Genomic DNA, 18614 nt, shown 5'->3' on the forward strand with positions numbered 1-18614 from the left:
GCAACCCCATGAGCGAGCAATTCCCCCCGGTACTGCGTGAGTCGGCCACTTTCGATCGCCTGACCATCCAGGAAATCCAGCGTGCCGCCGAAACCGGCATCTATGACATCCGCGGCGGTGGCACCAAGCGCCGCGTGCCGCACTTCGATGACCTGCTGCTGCTCGGCGCCAGCGTGTCGCGCTACCCGCTGGAAGGCTACCGCGAGAAATGCGGCACCGACGTGGTGCTGGGCACCCGCTTTGCCAAGAAACCGATCCACCTGAAAATCCCGGTGACCATTGCCGGCATGAGCTTCGGCGCGCTGTCGGCCAATGCCAAGGAAGCGCTGGGCCGTGGTGCGACCATCGCCGGCACCAGCACTACCACCGGTGACGGCGGCATGACCCCGGAAGAGCGGGGCCAGTCGCAGCACCTTGTGTACCAGTACCTGCCGTCGCGCTACGGCATGAACCCGGACGACCTGCGCAAGGCCGACGCCATCGAGATCGTCCTTGGCCAGGGCGCCAAGCCGGGCGGTGGCGGCATGCTGCTGGGCATGAAAGTGACCGAGCGCGTGGCCGGCATGCGCACCTTGCCGATCGGTGTCGACCAGCGCAGTGCCTGCCGCCACCCGGACTGGACCGGCCCGGATGACCTGGCGATCAAGATTGCCGAGCTGCGCGAGATCACCGATTGGGAAAAACCCATCTACGTGAAAATCGGTGCCAGCCGCCCGTACTACGACGTCAAGCTGGCGGTGAAAGCCGGCGCTGACGTGATCGTGCTCGACGGCATGCAAGGCGGTACTGCCGCGACCCAGGAAGTGTTCATCGAGCACGTCGGCATCCCGATCCTGCCGGCCATCCCGCAGGCGGTGCAGGCGCTGCAGGAGATGGGCATGCACCGTAAGGTGCAGCTGATTGTCTCGGGTGGCATCCGCAACGGCGCCGATGTGGCCAAGGCCATGGCCCTGGGCGCTGACGCAGTGGCCATCGGCACCGCTGCTTTGATCGCCCTGGGCGACAACCACCCGCGCCTGGATGCGCAGTTGAAGGCACTTGGCTCGGCCGCCGGTTTCTACGATGACTGGCAGAACGGCCGCGACCCGGCCGGTATCACCACCCAGGATCCGGAACTGGCCAAGCGCCTGAACCCGGAAGAGGCCGGCAGGCGCCTGGCCAACTACCTGCGCGTGCTGGTGCTGGAGGCGCAGACCATGGCCCGTGCCTGCGGCAAGTCGCACCTGCACAACCTGGACCCTGAGGACCTGGTGGCGCTGACCGTCGAGGCGGCTGCCATGGCCCGGGTGCCGCTGGCCGGTACTGCCTGGGTACCAGGCCAGGCTCAGTACTGATCCAACCTTCTGGGGCCGCTTTGCGGCCCTTTCGCGACACAAGGCCGCTCCTACAGATGATCGCGATCCGTTGTAGGAGCGGCCTTGTGTCGCGAAAGGGCTGCGAAGCAGCCCCCGATGCATCCCCATTCGCACAGGAGTGACGCCATGAAGCTTGCCCTTGCTGTTGTACTGTTGGCATTGACGCCGTTGGCCCACGCCGCCGAGCCCACCCTGGACACCGGCAACACCGCCTGGATGATCTGCGCGGCGATGTTCGTGCTGATGATGTGCATCCCGGGCCTCGCGCTGTTCTACGGCGGCATGGTGCGGGCCAAGAACTTTCTTTCGGTGTTCACCCAGCTGTTCGCCGTGGCCGGGCTCATCGGCATCCTCTGGGTGCTGTTCGGCTACAGCCTGGTGGTGGATACCCGCGGTATGGTTGAAGGCCAACTGACCTTCAACAGTTTTATCGGCGGCCTGGACAAGGCGCTGATGCTGAACATCGGCCATGACAGCCTGGTAGGGACCATCCCGGAAGGTGTCTTCGCGGTATTTCAGCTGACCTTCGCGATCATCACGCCTGCGCTGATTGCCGGCGGCTTTGCCGAACGCATGAAATTCAGTGCCTCGTTGTTGTTCATGGGCGCCTGGTTCGTCCTGGTGTACGCACCGATTGCCCATATGGTCTGGGGCGGGCCAGGGGCATTGATGGTCAACTGGGGCGTGCTGGACTTTGCCGGCGGCACCGCAGTGCACATCAACTCCGGTGTGGCGGCGCTGGCTGCAGCGTTGATGCTAGGCAAGCGCAAGGGCTACCCACAGGTGGCCATGCCGCCGCACAACCTCGGCTTCACCCTGGTAGGTGCCGGTTTGCTGTGGGTGGGCTGGTTTGGGTTCAACGTGGGCTCGGGGCTTGCGGCCAACGAAGGGGCAGGGGTGGTGATGCTGGCGACCATGGTGGCTGCCTGCGCAGGGATTGTCGGTTGGCTGATTACCGAAAAGCTCATGCATGGGCGGCCCACTGCACTGGGGGCGGCCTCAGGTGCGTTGGCCGGGTTGGTTGGCATCACGCCGGCGTGCGCCTTTGTCGGGCCGTTGGGGGCGCTGGTGATCGGCTTGCTGACGGGGGCTATCTGCTTCTTCGCAGTGACCCGGCTGAAGCAGGCATTGGGGTATGACGACAGCCTCGACGTGTTTGGCCTGCATGGCGTGGGCGGGATGGTTGGCGCGCTATTGACCGGGGTGTTTGCCGCGCCGTCGTTGGGCGGCTATGTGGAAGGCATTACGCCCCTTGGGCAAGCACTGGTGCAACTGAAAGGCGTGGCCTTTACTTTTGTTTATTGCTTTGTGGTGAGCTGGGCGATTCTGGGCGCCATCAAGCTGACTGTCGGGCTGCGGGCCAGCCGGGAGGAGGAAGAGCAGGGGCTGGACCTGGCGGAGCACAATGAGCGGGCTTATAACCTCTGACTACAAGGTGTCTGTACCGGCCTCTTCACGGGCAAGCCCGCACACAGCAGTACCACATTGCCCGAATCTGTGGTCCCCCTGTGGGAGCGGGCTTGCCCGCGAAGAGGCCAGTACAGGATGAGTCAGTGCCCCATGGCCAGCTTGGCACTCACTTGCCGGCGACGATAGGCACTGTCACGGCTAGCCAGCCACCAGTACAACGGCGAGGTAATCGCCAGCCCCACCAGCCACGACAGGTCTGCCCCGTTGATGTGCTCGGAAACCGGCCCGACATACAGCGGCGTGTTCATGAACGGGATCTGCACCACGATGCCCACGGCGTAAGCCACCAGCGCCTGCGGGTTGTAACGCCCGTAGATACCGCCATCGACCTTGAAGATCGACTGGATGTCGTAGTCACCCTTGTGGATGGCATAGAAGTCGATCAGGTTGATCGCCGTCCACGGCACCAGCACCACCAGCAGCACCAGCACCATGTCGACGAAGTGGCCGATGAAGTCCTTCGATGCGCACACGGCCACCACACTGCAAGCCGCCAGCACGATCAGCGACAGCACCGCACGGCTTTTGGCGGTGGGGATCCAGCGGTAGGCGAAGGTCTGGATCAGGGTAATGATCGACAGCACCGCGCCATACAGGTTGAGGGCGTTGTGGCTGATCACGCTGAGCAGGAACAGCACCAGCATGATCGGGCCCAGGGTGCCGGTGGCGAGTTTCACCGCGTCCATGGTGTCCATGCCGGCCGGAATTGCCAGCACCGCGACCGCGCCGAAGATGAACGACAGGCTCGAGCCCAGCACAGAGCCCAGGTAAGTGGTCCAGAAGGTCGAACTGACCTTGACGTCGGCCGGCAGGTAGCGCGAATAGTCCGACACATACGGGGCAAAGGCGATCTGCCACAACGCTGCCAGCGACACCGTGGCCAGCCAGCCGGCCAGGTTGAAACCACCGCGGGTGAGGAAGTCGTCACTTTGCACGTGGGTGAAGATATAGCCGAAGCCGACCACGATACCGATGCCCAGCACCCAGGTGCCGATGCGGTTGAGCACATGGATGAAGCGGTAACCGATGATGCCGATGATGCCCGACCCCAGTGCGCCAATGACGATCCCCACCGGTACCGGCACGGCTTCGACCACGCCATGCAGCGACTTGCCCGCGAGGACGATGTTGGAGGCGAAGAACCCGATGTACATGACCCCAGCGATCACCACCACCAGCAGCGCGCCAAGCGTGCCGAACTGGGCGCGGCTCTGGATCATCTGCGGGATGCCCATCTGCGGGCCTTGGGCCGAGTGCAGCGCCATCAGCACCCCGCCGACCAGGTGGCCGACCAGGATGGCGACGATGCCCCACACCAGGTTCAGGTGAAACAGCTGCACGCCCAGCGCGCCGGTGACGATGGGCAGGGGCGCGATATTGCCCCCGAACCACAGTGTGAACAGATCCCTTACCTTTCCATGGCGGTCTTGCGGGGGCACGTAGCCGATCGTGTGTTTTTCTATGAGGGGTGCCGAGTTGGCTGCACTGGTCATGACTGACTCCAAGGCAAGGTAGGGCATGGGGTACTGCCCGGGTGCGTGCCGGCGAAGGGCGACGCGTTCTTGTTGGAGGGATGATGGGGGGTGCGGGGATAACGAGAAATTAGTAAATATGTGCCCATAAACCTTAAAAAACCTAAGGCTGACAAAAGGTTAAGGGACGAGTGGTAGCAAGGAGCGGGCCATACCGCTGGAAGGCCGGGGCCTGGGGGGGTTGGCGCCCTCCGGGTGAATGGGCCGGGAACCGGGCTGGTGCGCGGTGCGCGTTTTCAGTGCAGATAATAGTCCGCCTGTGCCGTAATGCTGTTCACTTAACTTATCCATCGCCTGTATTGGGGCCGCTTTGCGGCCCATCGCGGCACAAGGCCGCTCCCACAATGTTCGCGCATGCCCTGTAAATAGGGGCATAACGCGGTCGGTGTGGGAGCGGGCTTGCCCGCGAAGAGGCCAGAGCAGGCCTGCACAGCTACATCGGCAACAGCCGGTCCTGGATCACTTCCTTCATCACCAACGTCGAACTCAACCGCTTCACGTTGGGAATGCTGGTCAGGTGTTCGTCATACAGCTTCTGAAACGCCGGCAGGTCCTTGGCCACCACGTGCAGCAGGTAGTCCGGGTCGCCGAACAGCCGCTGCGCCTCGACGATCTGGGGGATTTCGGCCAACGCTGCCTCGAAGTCCGCCACCGGCTGGCGCGTCACCTCGCGCAGGGTGACGAACACCAGCGCGGCGAAGTTCAGCCCCAGTGCAGTCGGCGCCAGGCGCGCGTGGTAGCCGAGGATAGCGCCCGATTCCTCCAGCGCCTTCAGCCGGCGATGACAGGGCGACAGGCTCAGACCCACGCGATCCGCCAACTCGGTCACCGACAAGCGACCATCTTTTTGCAGCTCGGCAAGGATTTTTCGATCAGTTCTGTCCATTGAGAAGAATCTTCTAGCATATGTGCGATGGCGGGGAATATACGAAAGAAAATGCCCCGAAGGAATCCGTAATCTTTCTGCATACCAAGCCAAGACATAAGGAAGATTCAAGTGGCAATCAGTGTGCTGACGGCGTTCTGGGCCGTGTCGTTGCTGTTCGTGATTACCCCTGGTGCCGACTGGGCCTACGCCATCTCGGCGGGCATGCGTGGCCGCTGGGTGATGCCTGCGGTGGCGGGCATGTTGTCGGGGCACTTCCTTGCGACGCTGGTGGTGGCGGCCGGCGTGGGCAGCCTGTTGGCGGGGCACCCGTTGGCGTTGATGTTGCTGACCTTGGCGGGTTGTACCTACCTGCTGTGGCTGGGCGGCAACCTGCTGCTCAGCCCGGCGGTGCCGGAAGCCGGGCAGGGCGGTGTTGGCGATAGCGGTTCACGCTGGGCCTTCAAAGGCTTTTGCGTGAGCGGGCTCAACCCCAAGGTGTTTCTGCTGTTCCTGGCCTTGCTGCCGCAATTCACCGACCCGCAGTCAAGCTGGCCGGTGCCGGTGCAGATCCTGCTGCTGGGGCTGGTGCATCTGTGCAGCTCGCTGGTGATCTATTCGCTGGTGGGGTACGGCGCCAAGGCCGTCTTGAGCACCCGGCCAGGGGCGGCGAAGATGGTCGGGCGGGTGTCGGGCGTGGCGATGATCGCCGTGGCCTTGGGGCTGATTGCCGGGCAGTTGGGCTGACGCTACCGGCGCTGACGCCGCTCGGATACACTCGCCGCTACTTTTCGCACAACCAGGATGTGCCCCATGCCCGAAACCGCCCAACTGCTGACCTTCGCATTGATCTGCCTAGGTATGGTGCTGACGCCCGGCCCGAACATGATCTACCTGATTTCCCGGTCGATCTGCCAGGGCCGAAATGCGGGGTTGATTTCCCTCGGTGGTGTGGCCTTGGGCTTCGTCATCTATATGCTCTGCGCTGCACTGGGCATCAGCGCGCTGGTCATGGCGGTGCCGTTTGCCTACGACGTGCTGCGCATCGGTGGCGCACTGTACCTGTTGTACCTGGCCTGGCAGGCGCTTCGGCCTGGCGGCAACTCGCCATTCCAGGTCCGCGACCTGCCAGCGGACAGCCCGCGGCGGCTGTTCACCATGGGCTTTGCCACCAGCCTGCTGAACCCGAAGATCGCCGTCATGTACCTGTCGTTGATGCCGCAGTTCATCGAGCCCGGGCACGGCAGCGTGTTGGTGCAGTCGCTGGTGCTCGGGTCTACGCAAATCGCCATCAGCGTTTCGGTCAATGCCTTGATCGCGGTGATGGCTGGCTCCATCGCCGTGTTCTTAGGCGGGCGGCCCCTGTGGCAGCGCGTTCAGCGCTGGTTGATGGGCACTGTGCTGGCCGGGTTGGCCTTGCGCATGCTGGCTGAAGGGCGCCGTTGAAAAACGTCTGAAAGCAAGGGAACGAACGGGTACTTGCAGGCCTCCTATCCATCAGATGGATGGCAATGTGCCCGGGACTTCCCTGACATGAGATCGCTTCAACAACCCCCCACCGACGCGGGCAATCCACCGTTGGGCTTTCTGCTCAACGGCGGTAGCGTCGGCAGCCTGCTCCAGTCGATGGACTGGCGCGGCTCGCCGGTGGGCCCACCCCACACCTGGTCGCCGCACCTGCAGACGGTCATGGGCACGCTGCTGCCGGCGCAAGCGCAGTGCGTGCTGTTCTGGGGGCCGGCCTACGTGGCGTTGTACAACGATGCCTATGCGCCGAGCATTGGCACCAAGCACCCCCAGGCATTGGGGCGGCCGGCCCAGGAAAACTGGAGCGAGCTGTGGGACGACCTGGAGCCGTTGCTGCGCGGTGTGCGCGAGAGCGGCCAGACCTTCTCGGCCAAGGATCGCCCTTTCTACATCGAGCGCCACGGCGTGGGTGAAACGGCCTATTTCGATGTGTCCTATTCCGCCGTGCGCGAGGCTGACGGCAGCGTTGGCGGCGTGCTGTGCCTGGTGACCGAGACTACCGAGCGCGTACGCTTCCAGCAGCGCCAGGCCTTTTTGCTGGAACTGGGCCGTGCATTACCCGCGCTGGGGGATGCAGAGCGGATCGAAGCGTTCGCGGTAAGTCGGCTGGCACGGCGACTCGGCGCGGCACGGGTCTACTTTGGTGAAGACCAAGGCGACGGCAGCAACTTCCAGGTAGCACATGACTGGTCCGAGGGCTTGCCCTCGTTCGTCGGCCAGCATGCCTACGCGAGCTTCGGTGCTTCGTTGCGCGAGCAACTGGCAGCGGGGCAGGTGGTGCAGCAGCCTCACAGCTTGCATGTGCCGGTCCTGCGCGCTGGCCGGCTGGAGACCACCCTGAGTGTGCATTTCCATACCCCGCACCTGTGCCCTGAAGACGAATGCCAGCTGGTGGAAGAGAGCGCCAAGCAAGCGTGGGCGGCGATTACCCATGCCAGGGCCGAGCGCGCGCTGCACCTGCTCAACGAAAGCCTGGAGGAGCGCGTGGCGTCGGCCCTGGCTCAGCGCGAATCGGCGATGCTGCAGCTGCACGAAGCCCACAAGCTGGAAATGATCGGGCAATTGACCGGCGGCATCGCCCATGACCTCAACAACATGCTCACGCCGATCATTGCCTCGTTCGAATTGATGCGCCGCAACCCACAGTCCGAGCGTGCCCCCAGGCTGATCGACGGCGGCCTGCAGGCTGCCGAGCGGGCGCGCAACCTGGTCGGTCGGCTGCTCAGTTTCGCCCGCCGGCAAACCCTTAAACCCCAAGCCGTGTCTCTGGCGGCGCTGGTGGAAGACATGCGTGAGCTGATCGCCCGTTCCCTGGGGCCGACCATTACCGTGCACGTGCAGGTCGACCCGGCGCTACCGGCCGTGGTGGCCGACCCTCATCAACTGGAGCTGGCCTTGCTCAACCTGGTGGTCAATGGCCGTGACGCGATGGCTGACGGCGGCGAGTTGAGTATCGTCGCCGGTATCGATGCAAACGGCCCGCCGAGGCCGGATGGTGTGGCCGCGGCGCGGCTGGCCTGGCTACAGGTGCGCGACAGTGGCTGTGGGATGGACGCTGAACAACTGCGCCGCTGCTTCGAGCCCTTCTACTCGACCAAGGCGGTGGGCAAAGGCACCGGCCTAGGCCTGCCGATGGTGCAGGGCTTGGCCGTGCAGTCGGGCGGCGGTTTTACCCTTCGTTCGTGGCCAGGTGAGGGCACCGAGGCGACCTTGTGGCTGCCGACCAGCGATGTGGCGGCAAGCTGCCGCGACAGCGATACAGCCGAAGCGCCATTGGCCGGCCGGAAGAACCACGTGCTGTTGGTCGATGACGAAGCGATCGTACGCCATGCCACAGCGCTGCAACTGCGCGACCTCGGCTACGAAGTGATCGAGGCCGAGAGTGCGGCGGCGGCCTTGCAGCTGGTAGAGCGGGGGCTAGTACCGGATGTGCTGGTGACCGACCATGTGATGGCCGAGATGACCGGCGTGCGCTTCGCCCAGCAGATGCGCCAGCGCCAGGCCAACCTGCCGGTGCTGATCATTACCGGCTATGCCAACCTGACACCGCGCGAACTCAAAGGCTTCGAAGTGCTGCGCAAGCCGTACCGGCGTGCCGAGCTGGCACAGAGTGTGGCGCGGTTAATGGCCGCGCAACGGTAGCCGCTATTCAGAAGCCTCAGGGCCGGCGGAGGGCGCTTGTTGCGGCAGGTACAGGGTAAACGTCGTGCCCTGGCCTTCGACGCTGATCACCTCTACATCGCCTTCGGACTGCTTGGCAAAGCCGAACACCTGGGACAGGCCAAGCCCGGTGCCTTCACCGGGCGCTTTGGTGGTGAAGAAGGGGTCGAAGATGCGATCGAGCAGCTCGGTGGCGATGCCGACACCGCTGTCCACTACCGAGATGGCTGCAAAGGGCCCGGCTTGCGCGGCCTGCCCACGCAGGCCGGGCAGGCGTTGGTTGGCCTGAAGGCGCAGGCGCAAGGTGCCTTCCCCGGCCATGGCGTCGCGGCCGTTGAGCATCAGGTTGATGATCGCGGTTTCGAGTTGGCTGAGGTCGGCGCGGATATGGCAAGGCGCCTCTGGCAGTTCGATTTCCACCTGAACCCGTGCACCGGTAGCGGTATCGAGCATATCGGCCATGGCCTGCAGCCGCGGCCCGGCCTCGAACACTTGTGGGCTCAAGGCCTGCCGACGGGCGAAAGCGAGCAGTTGGCCGGTCAACTTGGCGCCGCGTTCGACGGTGTCGGCAATGGTTTTGAGGTAGCGCTCGCGGCGTGCTTCGTCCAGGTTGGGACGCTGCAAAAAGTGCAATGACGAGCGGATGATGGTCAGCAGGTTGTTGAAGTCGTGTGCCACACCGCCAGTCAACTGGCCGATGGCCTCGAGCTTCTGTGCCTGGCGCAGCACGGCTTCGGTGTGCAGCAGCTGGGTGGTGCGCTCTTCGACGCGGTGCTCCAGGGAGGCGTTGAGCGCCTCCAGCGCGGCCAGGGCTTCACGCACTTCGGCGTGGGCCTGCACCCGTTGGATATGCGACCAGCAGCGTTCGGTGACTTCGCGGATCAGGCGCAGTTCATAGCCCGTCCATACCCGGGGCGCCTTGTCGTGAATAGCCATCAGGGCGGTCAGGCGACCGTCCTTGATCAGCGGCATGCAGATGGTCGCGGTGATGCCGATGGCCTGGAACGTCGCGGCTTCATCGGCGGCCAGTTCGCTGAGGTTGTCATTGATCACCAGCGGTTCGCCTGCGCGCAGTCGGCTGACTGCCAGGCGACCGAAGTCGGCCAGGCGGTATTGGCCGATCAGCCGCGGTGAGCCGGGGGCGACGCTGTCGCCGCAGATGTTGAAGCCGTCCTGGTCGGGGTCCATCACCGCGTAGGCGCAACTGGACAGTTGCAGGTGTTCCACCAGCATGCGGGTGGTGATCGCCATGATCCGCTCGGGGTCGGTGGCATTGGCCACTTCGCGGCCCAGGCCGTCAAGAAAGTTCAGGCGCTGGCTGTTGACCACGCTGGTGGTGGTTTCGGTCACCGTGTCGAGCATGCCCAGTACCGTGCCGTCTTCGCCGCGGATCGGGCTGTAGCAGAAGGTGAAGTAGGCGCGTTCGGGGGCACCGTTGCGGTCGATGACCAAGGGAAAGTCTTCGATGTAGACCGCCTCACCGGCCATGGCGCGTTCGGCCATGGCGCTGATTTCGCTCCAGGCCTCCTGCCACACTTCACTGAACGGCCGGCCCAGGGCCAGGGGCTTGCTGCCGAGGATTTGCGTGAAGGCGTCGTTGTACAGGGTGATCAGCTCGCTGCCCCATAACACGGCCTGTGGGAAGCGCGAGGCCAGGCACAAGGCCACCGAGGTCTTGAGCGCGCTCGGCCAGGCCTCGAGCGGGCCCAGTGGGCTGTGGGTCCAATCGTGCTGGCGGATGCGTTCGGCCATCAGCCCGCCGCCGTCTAGCCATTTCGCCATATGCGCTCTGCCGGTCCTTTTTGCCTGGGAGGATAAGGGTGCACCGAGAATAGCGAATTGGCGAGGGCTTTATGTCGTCTGTGCGGGCCTCTTCGCGTGTAGGAGCAGCCTTGTGCTGCGAAGAGGCCAGTGACAGCAGCGAAGATCTCCGCTGTTATCCCCGGCTTCTTCGCAGCACAAGGCTGCTCCTACCGAATCGCGCTGGCTCAACGAATGAAATGCACCTTGCCGGTATCGTCATTGCCCATGTAGATGCCGTACACCCCGGCCTGGCGTTCCAGGATATAACGCTCGAGAATCTGCCGGATGGCCGGGTAGTAGATCTCGTCCCAGGGGATTTCGTCCGGCTCGAAAAACTTGTAGGCCAGTGTTTCCGGGCCGAACTGGCCGGTCTCCTGCGTGGCGATGGCGCGGAAGATGATGTACACCTCGCTGATCTTGGCCACGCTGAAAATCGAGTAGGGCGAGACGATTTCGGCGTGCACGCCGCTTTCTTCCCACACCTCGCGCAACGCCGCCTGCTCGGTGGTCTCGCCCGCTTCCATGAACCCGGCGGGCAAGGTCCAGGTGCCAGGGCGGGGTGGAATGGCCCGCTGGCACAGCAAATACTTGCCATCGCGCTCGATGATGCAGCCGGCAATGATTTTCGGGTTGATGTAGTGGATGTAGCCGCAGCCGGTGCAATGCAGGCGTTCGTGGGTGTCGCCTGTAGGAACGCCCCGGGCCAGTTCCGTGGTGCAGTGCGGGCAGTAGCGCGGGGCGTTGGGCATGGTCAGCGGCCTATGCGGGGTTCTATACGTGGCTCTTTGAGGGCCAGGGGCTCGACCATGTCGCGCACCTTGGTGTTGTCATCCTGCTTCTGGCGCAGGTAGTCCAGGGCCACCTTGGCGGCGGCGCGGACGTGATCGACCGAGGCTTGGTGGGCGACCAGTGGGTCACCGCCCTTGATCGCCTCGACGATCTTTTCCATCTCCCGGTTGCTGGCACCGCGGCGGTTTTCTTGCGACACCGAGGTGGCGCGCAGGTAGCTGATGCGGGCCTGCAATTGGCGCAGCTGTTGGGCGGCAACCTGGTTGCCGGAGCCTTCCAGCAGCACATCGTAAAAGCCTTGCACCGAGTCGAGCACCTGTTGCAGCTCGCCTTCTTCCAGGGCTTCGCGGTTGACCTCCAACGCGCGCTCCAGGGCGCGAATGTCCTTGGCCTTGGCATTGAGGGTGAACAGCTGGACGATCAGGCCTTCGAGCACGCAGCGCAGCTCGTAGATATCGCGGGCATCTTCCAGGGTAATGATGGCCACGCGCGGGCCTTTGGCGTCGGCGAACTCGACCAGGCCTTCGGATTCGAGGTGGCGCAGGGCTTCACGTACAGAGGTGCGGCTGACCCCGAGGCGGTCGCAAAGGTCGCGCTCCACCAGGCGGTCACCTGGCAGCAAGTGGAAGTTCATGATCGCGGCGCGCAGCTTGTCGAGCACGATTTCGCGCAGGGTAACGGGGTTGCGGTTGACCTTGAAGCTGTCGTCGAGTGGCTGGCGTTTCATCAGGTGCGCTCTTTATGAGGCTGTTGCGCCAACCCGCGGAGCACGCCGAACCGGGCGCTGCTCCTTACGGTGGTTCGAACAGCCCGTTGTTAACGGGTTGACTCCGCATCGGCTTCGGCGAACGCTTCGCGGGCCAGGCGGAAACTGTCCACCGCCGCGGGTACGCCGCAATAAATGCCGACTTGGAGCAGGATCTCGCGAATCTGTTCTCGGCTCAGGCCATTACGCAATGCGCCGCGGATGTGCAGCTTGAGTTCGTGGGGCCGGTTGAGCGCGGAAATCATGGCCAAGTTTATCATGCTGCGCTCTTTGAGCGACAAGCCTTCGCGGCCCCAGACATGGCCCCAGCAATACTCGGTGACCAGCTCTTGCAGGGGCTTGGTGAATTCGTCGGCATTCTGGATCGAACGGTTGACGTAGTCCTCGCCCAGCACTTGGGTGCGGATCTGCAGGCCTTTCTCGTACTTTTCGTTGCTCATTGACCAGCTCCGAATCAAAACAGGGGCCGCAACCGAGGGTGAGAGGGTAGCGCGGCCCCTAAAAACAGGGTTATCGGCGGTGGCTTCTTCGCGGGCAAGCCCGCTCCCACAGGTACTGCACTGAACTTGGGATCTGCGCGATCCCTGTGGGAGCGGGCTTGCCCGCGAAAAAGCTACCGCCGGCTCTAAGGTCTATCAGCCCAGCGGGGGCAGGGCGCCCAGCTTGCCTTTGTGGTAGACCATCGGGGTGACCGGATCTGCCGGCAACACCAGGTTTTTCACCGCGCCGACGATGATCGCGTGGTCACCGCCGTCATACTCGCGCCACAGTTCGCACTCGATGATCGCCGTGGCCTTGGCCAGCAACGGGTTGCCCAACTCGCTCAGGTGCCAGTCGATGCCCTTGGCCTTTTCCTTGCCCTTGCCGGCAAAGGCATACGCCTCGGCGGTTTGCTCGGCAGACAGCAGGTGAATGGCGAACCGCTTGCTGTCACGCAGGATCGGGTACGTGTCGGAGGCGTAGTTGGGGCAGAACAGCACCAGTGCCGGCTCGATCGACAGCGCGCTGAACGCGCTGGCGGTGATACCGACGATGCCGCCGTCGGCGTCCAGGGTGGTGACCACCGTAACGCCGGACGGGAAGGAGCCCATCACGTCTTTGTAGATGCCTGGTTCGATCATCTCGTGCTACCTCTTAACGCATCACAAACGGGTCGGGCATCGGCGCGGTGGACAGGTTGATCCACACGGTCTTCAGCTCGGTATAGGCCAGCACCGAATCGATGCCGCTCTCACGGCCGTAGCCGCTGTTCTTGAAGCCACCGATGGGCGCCATGGCCGACACCGCGCGGTAGGTGTTGACCCAGATGATGCCCGAGCGTACGTCACGGGCCAGGCGGTGGGCGCGGCCCAGGTCGCGGGTCCAGATGCCGGCCGCCAGGCCGAACTGCGAGTCGTTGGCAATGGCCAGGGCCTCTTCTTCGGTCTTGAAACGAATGACCGCGGCAACGGGGCCGAACACCTCTTCCTGCATGATGGTCATCGAGTTGCTGTCGCACTCGAACAGGGTGGGTTCGTAGAACCAGCCGTCACCCTCGACCTCGGCTCGCTTGCCCCCCAGGTGCAGCTTGGCGCCTTCGGCCTTGGCCGCAGCGACCAGGCCTTCGACCACGGCCAGTTGCTGGGCGGTGGCCATCGGGCCCATTTCGCTGGCGTCGTCCTGTGGGTTGCCGATGCGGATGCGCTTGGCGCGCTCGACCAGGCGGCTGACGAATTCGTCGAAGATCTCGTCCTGTACCAGCAGGCGTGAACCGGCCACGCAACTTTGCCCGGAGGCGGCATAAATGCCGGCCACGGCGCCGTTGATGGCGCTGTCCAGGTCGGCGTCGGCGAAGATGATGTTTGGCGACTTGCCGCCCAGCTCCAGCGACAGCTTGGCGAAGTTCTCGGCGCTGCTGCGCACCACATGGCGGGCCGTGGCGGCGCCGCCGGTGAAGGCGATCTTGCGTACCAGCGGGTGGCGAGTCAGGGCCGCGCCGGTGCTAGGGCCATAGCCGGTGACCACGTTGACCACACCCGGCGGGAAGCCGGCTTCAAGGGCCAGGCGAGCCAGCTCGAGGATGGTCGCCGAGGCGTGTTCGGACGGTTTGAGCACGATGGTGTTGCCAGCGGCGAGGGCCGGGGCCAGCTTGATGGCCGTCAGGTACAGCGGGCTGTTCCACGGGATGATCCCGGCGACCACGCCAATCGGCTCGTGCACGGTGTAGGCGAACAGGTCTGGCTTGTCCAGCGGCAGGGTGCCGCCTTCGAGCTTATCGGCCAGGCCTGCGGTGTAGTGGAAGAACTCGGGCAGGTAACCGACCTGGCCGCGGGTTTCGCGGATCAGCTTGCCGTTATCACGGCTTTCCAGCTGGGCCAGGTGCTCTTTGTTCTCGGTGATCAGGTCGCCCAGCCGGCGCAGCAGTTTGCCGCGCGCCGTGGCGGTGATGCTGCGCCAGGCAGGGCTTTCGAAGGCACGCTGGGCGGCCTGCACGGCCAGCTCCACATCGGCTTCGTCGGCGTCGGGCAGTTGCGCCCAGGCTTGCGCGGTGGCCGGGTTGAGGCTGTCGAAAGTCTTGCCGCTCTGGGCATCGAGCCATTGGCCGTCGATGCACATCTGGAAACGTACGAGGGTCATGCAACAATCCCCTTGGCGGATTCGGTGAGGGTGCGGGCTTGCTTGAGGAAGTCCAACAGCATCTTGTTGACTTCACGCGGTGCTTCCACCGGCATCATATGCCGTTGCTCGGCGAGGACCACACTGTGCGCCCCAGGGATGCTGGCGGCGAGCTGGCGGGTCATGGCCGGGGTGGAGCCCGAATCGAGTTCGCCGGTGGCGATCAGCGTCGGCACCTGAATGCTGCCCAGGTCGCTGGCGCGGTACATGTCCTGGGTGGCGAACAGTGAATAAGTAGTGTGGTAGCCCTGCGGGTCGTTGCTCGCCAGCACCTGGCGAATGGCGGCGACCTGCGCCGGGTTGGCAGCCTTGTATTCACGGCTGAACCAGCGGTCGAGGGCGGCGTCGACGTTGGCGTCGGGGCCGAGCTCCGCCGCCTGGGCGGCGCGGGCGATAACGCCGGCACTCTGCTCGGGGGTGCGGTTGAACACGCTGTTGAGCACCACCAGCGCAGAGAGCCTGTGCGGGTAGTTGAGGGCGAAGGCACGTGCCACCAGGCCGCCCATGGAGAAGCCAATCACGGTGGCCTGGGGAATCTGCAGGTGGTCGAGCAGTTCGACGAGCTGGGCGGCGTAGCCTTCCAGGCCGGTGTCGGCGGCTGGCAACGCGCTCTGGCCGTGGCCGAGCATGTCGTAAGCGATGACGCGGTAGTCGTTGGCCAGGCCAACGAACTGACCGCCCCACATTTCCTTGTTCAGGCCCACACCGTGGATCAGCACCACGGGTTGGCCCTGGCCTTGGTCCAGGTAACTGGTCCCGGCCGGTGTACGTTCAGCGACAGGCTGAATCATGGAGGGCGCTCCTTGAAGGTCGGGCGCGGCGGGTAAGCACGCCACGCCCCGGCCCGTCTTGGTTGTTGTTATTGAGCGTTGGCTTTTTCGGCAGCCAGTTCTTCCAGGTCGATGTAGCGGTTGCCAATGCGCGGGTGCAGACGACCGCCGTCGGCAGCGCCCAGGACCACGACGATTTCGTCGGCACGCGGGGCGTCTTCGATCTGCATTTCAAGGGTGATGTAGTGCGAACGCAGGCCTTCGTCGTCCTTCTGCATCATCGGGATCTGGATCGAGGTGCCTGGGCCGCCGCGCTTGTTGGTGAAGCTCAGGTAGCTCTTGGCCTGTACCGCTTCGCGGTAATGGTTGCCGAAACGCAGGGTGTGGATCACGGCAGAGGCGTGTTCGATTTCGCCGTCGGCGCCGACCACAGCGGCTTTACCGTAGGCTTCGATCTTGTCGGCACCGCCAATGGCGGCGGTCAGGCGCTCGACCATCAGTGCGCCCAGCTCGGAGCAGTTGGCACGGATTTCCGGCTTCAGATCTTCTACAAAACCACGACCCGCCCACGGGTTCTTGATCACCACGGCCAGGCCGACCATGGTCACCGGTTTGTCGGTGGCCTTGCCGCCTTCGATGCGGGTCTCTTCGGAGTAGGTGACGATCTTGCGGATTTCGAAACTCATGGGTGGCTCCTGGTGAGGGTTATCAGCTCTTGTTGTCTGATGGTATACCATAATATTTGTTGTGCAATAGGTGTCTGGAAATTTCTATTGCCAGGGGACGAAAGGTGGGCTGATCCCTTGAATCTTGTGGTGTCTGTACTGGCCTCTTCGCGGGTGAACCCGCTCCCACAGGTACCGCGCAGGCCTTGAAAGCTGTGGGGAACCTGTGGGAGCGGGTTTACCCGCGAATGGGCCGGTGCAGGCTGTCACTGAACTTCAAAAAAAGCCCGCTCACGCGGGCCGCAAGGGCCCCCGGGAGCGGGCTGATCCCGCGACTACTTCAGGCAAAGGGAATTCAGGCGAACGCCGGCACCACTTCCTTGATGAACAGCTCGAGCGACTTTTTCTTCTCGGCGTGGGGCAAGCTGTTGTCGCACCAGAAGCTGAACTCGTCGACGCCGAGCTCTTGGTAGTACTTGATGCGCGCGATGATTTCTTCGGGTGTGCCGATCATGGTGTTCTTGCGGATGTTTTCCAGCTGGAACGCCGGCACTTCGGCAAACTTCGATTCCGGGCTCGGCTCCAGGAAGCCGTTGACCGGCACAGTCTTGTTGCCGAACCAGGCGTCGAAAGTGCGGTAGAAGCGCGAGATGGCCTGGGCGCCGACCTTCCAGCCTTCAGGCTCGGATGGGCTGTGCACGTGGGTGTGGCGCAGCACCATCAATTGTGGACGTGGCACATCCGGGTTGTTGTCCAGGGCCGCCTGGAACTTGTTTTTCAGGTCCAGCACTTCTTCGTCACCCTTCATCAGTGGGGTGACCATGACGTTGCAGCCGTTGGCCACGGCGAAGTTGTGCGAGTCTGGGTCGCGGGCGGCGATCCACATCGGCGGTGTAGCGTTGAACGGTTTCGGCACGCTGGTGGAGGTGGGGAACTTGTACACCTCGCCGTCGTGGGCGTAGTCGCCTTCCCACAGTTTGCGCACCACCGGGACCATTTCACGCAGGGCCTTGCCGCCGTCGGTGGCAGGCATGCCATTGGCCATGCGGTCGAATTCGAACTGATAGGCGCCGCGCGCCAAGCCCACTTCCATGCGGCCGTTGCTGATCACGTCGAGCAGGGCGCATTCGCCTGCCACGCGGATCGGGTTCCAGAACGGCGCGATGATGGTGCCGGCGCCCAGGCGGATCTTCTCGGTGCGCGCGGCGAGGTAGGCCAGCAGCGGCATCGGGCTTGGCGAAATGGTGTACTCCATGGCGTGGTGTTCGCCGATCCACACGGTGCTGAAACCGCCGTTCTCGGCCATCAGGGTCAGTTCGGTCAGGTCTTCGAACAGCTGGCGGTGGCTGACCTGTTCATCCCAACGTTCCATGTGTACGAACAACGAAAATTTCATGGGGCTTTCCTCGGAGCTTGAAAGTCTCGCCTGGCGCACCAGGCGTCAGTAATAAGGCTAGGTGCTTCAGGCGAAGGCGGGCAGGCTGGCCATCTTGCCGCGGCAGTAGATCATCGGCTGCGGGGCTTGCTCGGGGACGATCAGGTTGTGCACCTTGCCGACCATGATGGCGTGGTCGCCACCTTCATATTCACGCCACAGTTCGCATTCGATGATGGCGGTGGCATTGGCCAGCAGCGGGTTGCCCAGCGCACTCAGGGACCACTCGATGCCGGTGGCTTTGTCTTTGCCTTTTTTGGCGAACGCGTAGGCTTCGGCTTGCTGTTCACCAGAAAGCAGGTGAATGGCGAAGCGCTTCTGCTTGATCAGCACAGGGTAGGAGTCGGAGCTGTAGTTGGGGCAGAACAGCACCAGCGGCGGGTCCATCGACAGGGAGGAGAAGGCGCTGGCGGTAAGGCCGACGATCGAGCCGTCGTCGTCCAGGGTGGTGATGACGGTAACGCCGGACGGGAAGGAGCCCAGGACGTTCTTGTAGACGGTTGCGTCGATCATCTCATGTACCTCAGAAGGGCTGCGGTGGTCCGCGGTTTTTATCGTTGATGTGTCTGATGGTATACCGTAATACTCGATTTGCAAGCGGAATTTTCCGCCGTAGCAAAATCACGATGAATGGCGCAAAGCCGCATGGATAGGGGGCTTGGCGGAACTTCAATGCCCCAGCGTCAGGTGCTGAACCGGATCAGTTAGGGTTTTTTAAGCCGAATCAGTGTTGTCAAAAGTTTGGAATACCATAATATGGTCCGCAGCTGAGAGGCCGCCTAGACGCGGTTTCCTTACAAAGATAAAAACGACCTTTCGAGC

At 63.6% G+C, this 18614-nt stretch carries 17 protein-coding genes; 5 read left to right on the plus strand and 12 right to left on the minus strand.

From position 1 onward, the window contains the following. The first annotated feature begins 8 nt into the window (after nt 1–8). Both OO306_RS14105 and OO306_RS14110 read left to right on the plus strand, forming a co-directional pair. Nucleotides 9–1334: an FMN-binding glutamate synthase family protein gene (locus OO306_RS14105; RefSeq protein WP_027595365.1), complete on the plus strand. Its 1326-nt coding sequence runs from the start codon at nt 9–11 to the stop codon at nt 1332–1334. Nucleotides 1335–1481: 147 nt separating this feature from the next. Further along, nucleotides 1482–2783 carry an ammonium transporter gene (locus tag OO306_RS14110; protein ID WP_238216757.1) on the plus strand — a complete coding sequence of 434 codons (1302 nt, stop codon included), beginning with the start codon at nt 1482–1484 and terminating at the stop codon, nt 2781–2783. Between the two features lie 122 nt (nt 2784–2905). Here the strand turns inward: OO306_RS14110 and OO306_RS14115 are convergent, their stop codons facing one another. Both OO306_RS14115 and OO306_RS14120 read right to left on the minus strand, forming a co-directional pair. Further along, nucleotides 2906–4318 carry a cytosine permease gene (locus OO306_RS14115; protein ID WP_027595367.1) on the minus strand — a complete coding sequence of 471 codons (1413 nt, stop codon included), beginning with the start codon at nt 4316–4318 and terminating at the stop codon, nt 2906–2908. A 472-nt stretch (nt 4319–4790) separates the two neighbouring features. Beyond that, nucleotides 4791–5243, minus strand: coding sequence for an Lrp/AsnC family transcriptional regulator (locus OO306_RS14120; protein WP_099429055.1), 453 nt, complete (start codon nt 5241–5243; stop codon nt 4791–4793). 111 nt (nt 5244–5354) lie between these two features. On the opposite strand from OO306_RS14120, the gene OO306_RS14125 reads away from it, so the two are divergent. The 3 genes from OO306_RS14125 (at nt 5355) to OO306_RS14135 (ending at nt 8891) form a co-directional block, all read left to right on the plus strand. Next, the gene (locus OO306_RS14125; protein ID WP_265969096.1) at nt 5355–5969 is read left to right on the plus strand and encodes a LysE family translocator; all 615 of its coding nucleotides are present in this window, start codon (nt 5355–5357) and stop codon (nt 5967–5969) included. Between the two features lie 66 nt (nt 5970–6035). After that, nucleotides 6036–6668, plus strand: coding sequence for a LysE family translocator (locus tag OO306_RS14130; RefSeq protein WP_265969098.1), 633 nt, complete (start codon nt 6036–6038; stop codon nt 6666–6668). Nucleotides 6669–6755: 87 nt separating this feature from the next. Next, nucleotides 6756–8891 carry a response regulator gene (locus tag OO306_RS14135; protein WP_265969099.1) on the plus strand — a complete coding sequence of 712 codons (2136 nt, stop codon included), beginning with the start codon at nt 6756–6758 and terminating at the stop codon, nt 8889–8891. A 3-nt stretch (nt 8892–8894) separates the two neighbouring features. On the opposite strand, the gene OO306_RS14140 is transcribed toward OO306_RS14135, so the two are convergent. The 10 genes from OO306_RS14140 to OO306_RS14185 form a co-directional block, all read right to left on the minus strand. Further along, nucleotides 8895–10691 (minus strand): ATP-binding protein, encoded by a 1797-nt coding sequence (locus OO306_RS14140; RefSeq protein ID WP_265969100.1) that lies wholly within the window; start codon nt 10689–10691, stop codon nt 8895–8897. A 206-nt stretch (nt 10692–10897) separates the two neighbouring features. Further along, nucleotides 10898–11461, minus strand: coding sequence for an NUDIX hydrolase (locus tag OO306_RS14145; protein WP_027595373.1), 564 nt, complete (start codon nt 11459–11461; stop codon nt 10898–10900). Between the two features lie 2 nt (nt 11462–11463). Further along, on the minus strand, nt 11464–12228 hold the full coding sequence (locus OO306_RS14150; protein WP_033697319.1) for a GntR family transcriptional regulator: 765 nt from the start codon (nt 12226–12228) through the stop codon (nt 11464–11466). An 89-nt stretch (nt 12229–12317) separates the two neighbouring features. After that, nucleotides 12318–12707, minus strand: a complete 390-nt coding sequence (locus tag OO306_RS14155; RefSeq protein WP_016499260.1) for a carboxymuconolactone decarboxylase family protein — start codon at nt 12705–12707, stop codon at nt 12318–12320. A 195-nt stretch (nt 12708–12902) separates the two neighbouring features. Then, entirely contained in the window at nt 12903–13388 is a 486-nt protein-coding gene (locus tag OO306_RS14160) for a flavin reductase family protein (RefSeq protein ID WP_265969101.1), read from the minus strand. Nucleotides 13389–13401: 13 nt separating this feature from the next. Beyond that, complete coding sequence (locus tag OO306_RS14165; RefSeq protein ID WP_027595376.1) at nt 13402–14883, minus strand: aldehyde dehydrogenase; 1482 nt, start codon at nt 14881–14883, stop codon at nt 13402–13404. Continuing rightward, nucleotides 14880–15713 (minus strand): alpha/beta fold hydrolase, encoded by an 834-nt coding sequence (locus tag OO306_RS14170; protein WP_265969102.1) that lies wholly within the window; start codon nt 15711–15713, stop codon nt 14880–14882. The genes OO306_RS14165 and OO306_RS14170 overlap by 4 nt, the downstream gene beginning before the upstream one ends. A gap of 68 nt (nt 15714–15781) precedes the next feature. After that, complete coding sequence (locus OO306_RS14175) at nt 15782–16378, minus strand: amino acid synthesis family protein (protein WP_003256068.1); 597 nt, start codon at nt 16376–16378, stop codon at nt 15782–15784. A 334-nt stretch (nt 16379–16712) separates the two neighbouring features. After that, a complete protein-coding gene (locus OO306_RS14180) occupies nt 16713–17753 on the minus strand; it encodes an LLM class flavin-dependent oxidoreductase (protein ID WP_027595378.1) in 1041 nt (346 codons plus the stop codon). Between the two features lie 66 nt (nt 17754–17819). Beyond that, complete coding sequence (locus OO306_RS14185) at nt 17820–18305, minus strand: flavin reductase family protein (RefSeq protein ID WP_027595379.1); 486 nt, start codon at nt 18303–18305, stop codon at nt 17820–17822. Nucleotides 18306–18614: the final 309 nt, after the last annotated feature.

Origin of the sequence: Pseudomonas sp. DCB_AW (genome assembly GCF_026240895.1) — a bacterium.
In the GTDB taxonomy this organism is placed as follows: Bacteria; Pseudomonadota; Gammaproteobacteria; order Pseudomonadales; family Pseudomonadaceae; genus Aquipseudomonas; species Aquipseudomonas kermanshahensis.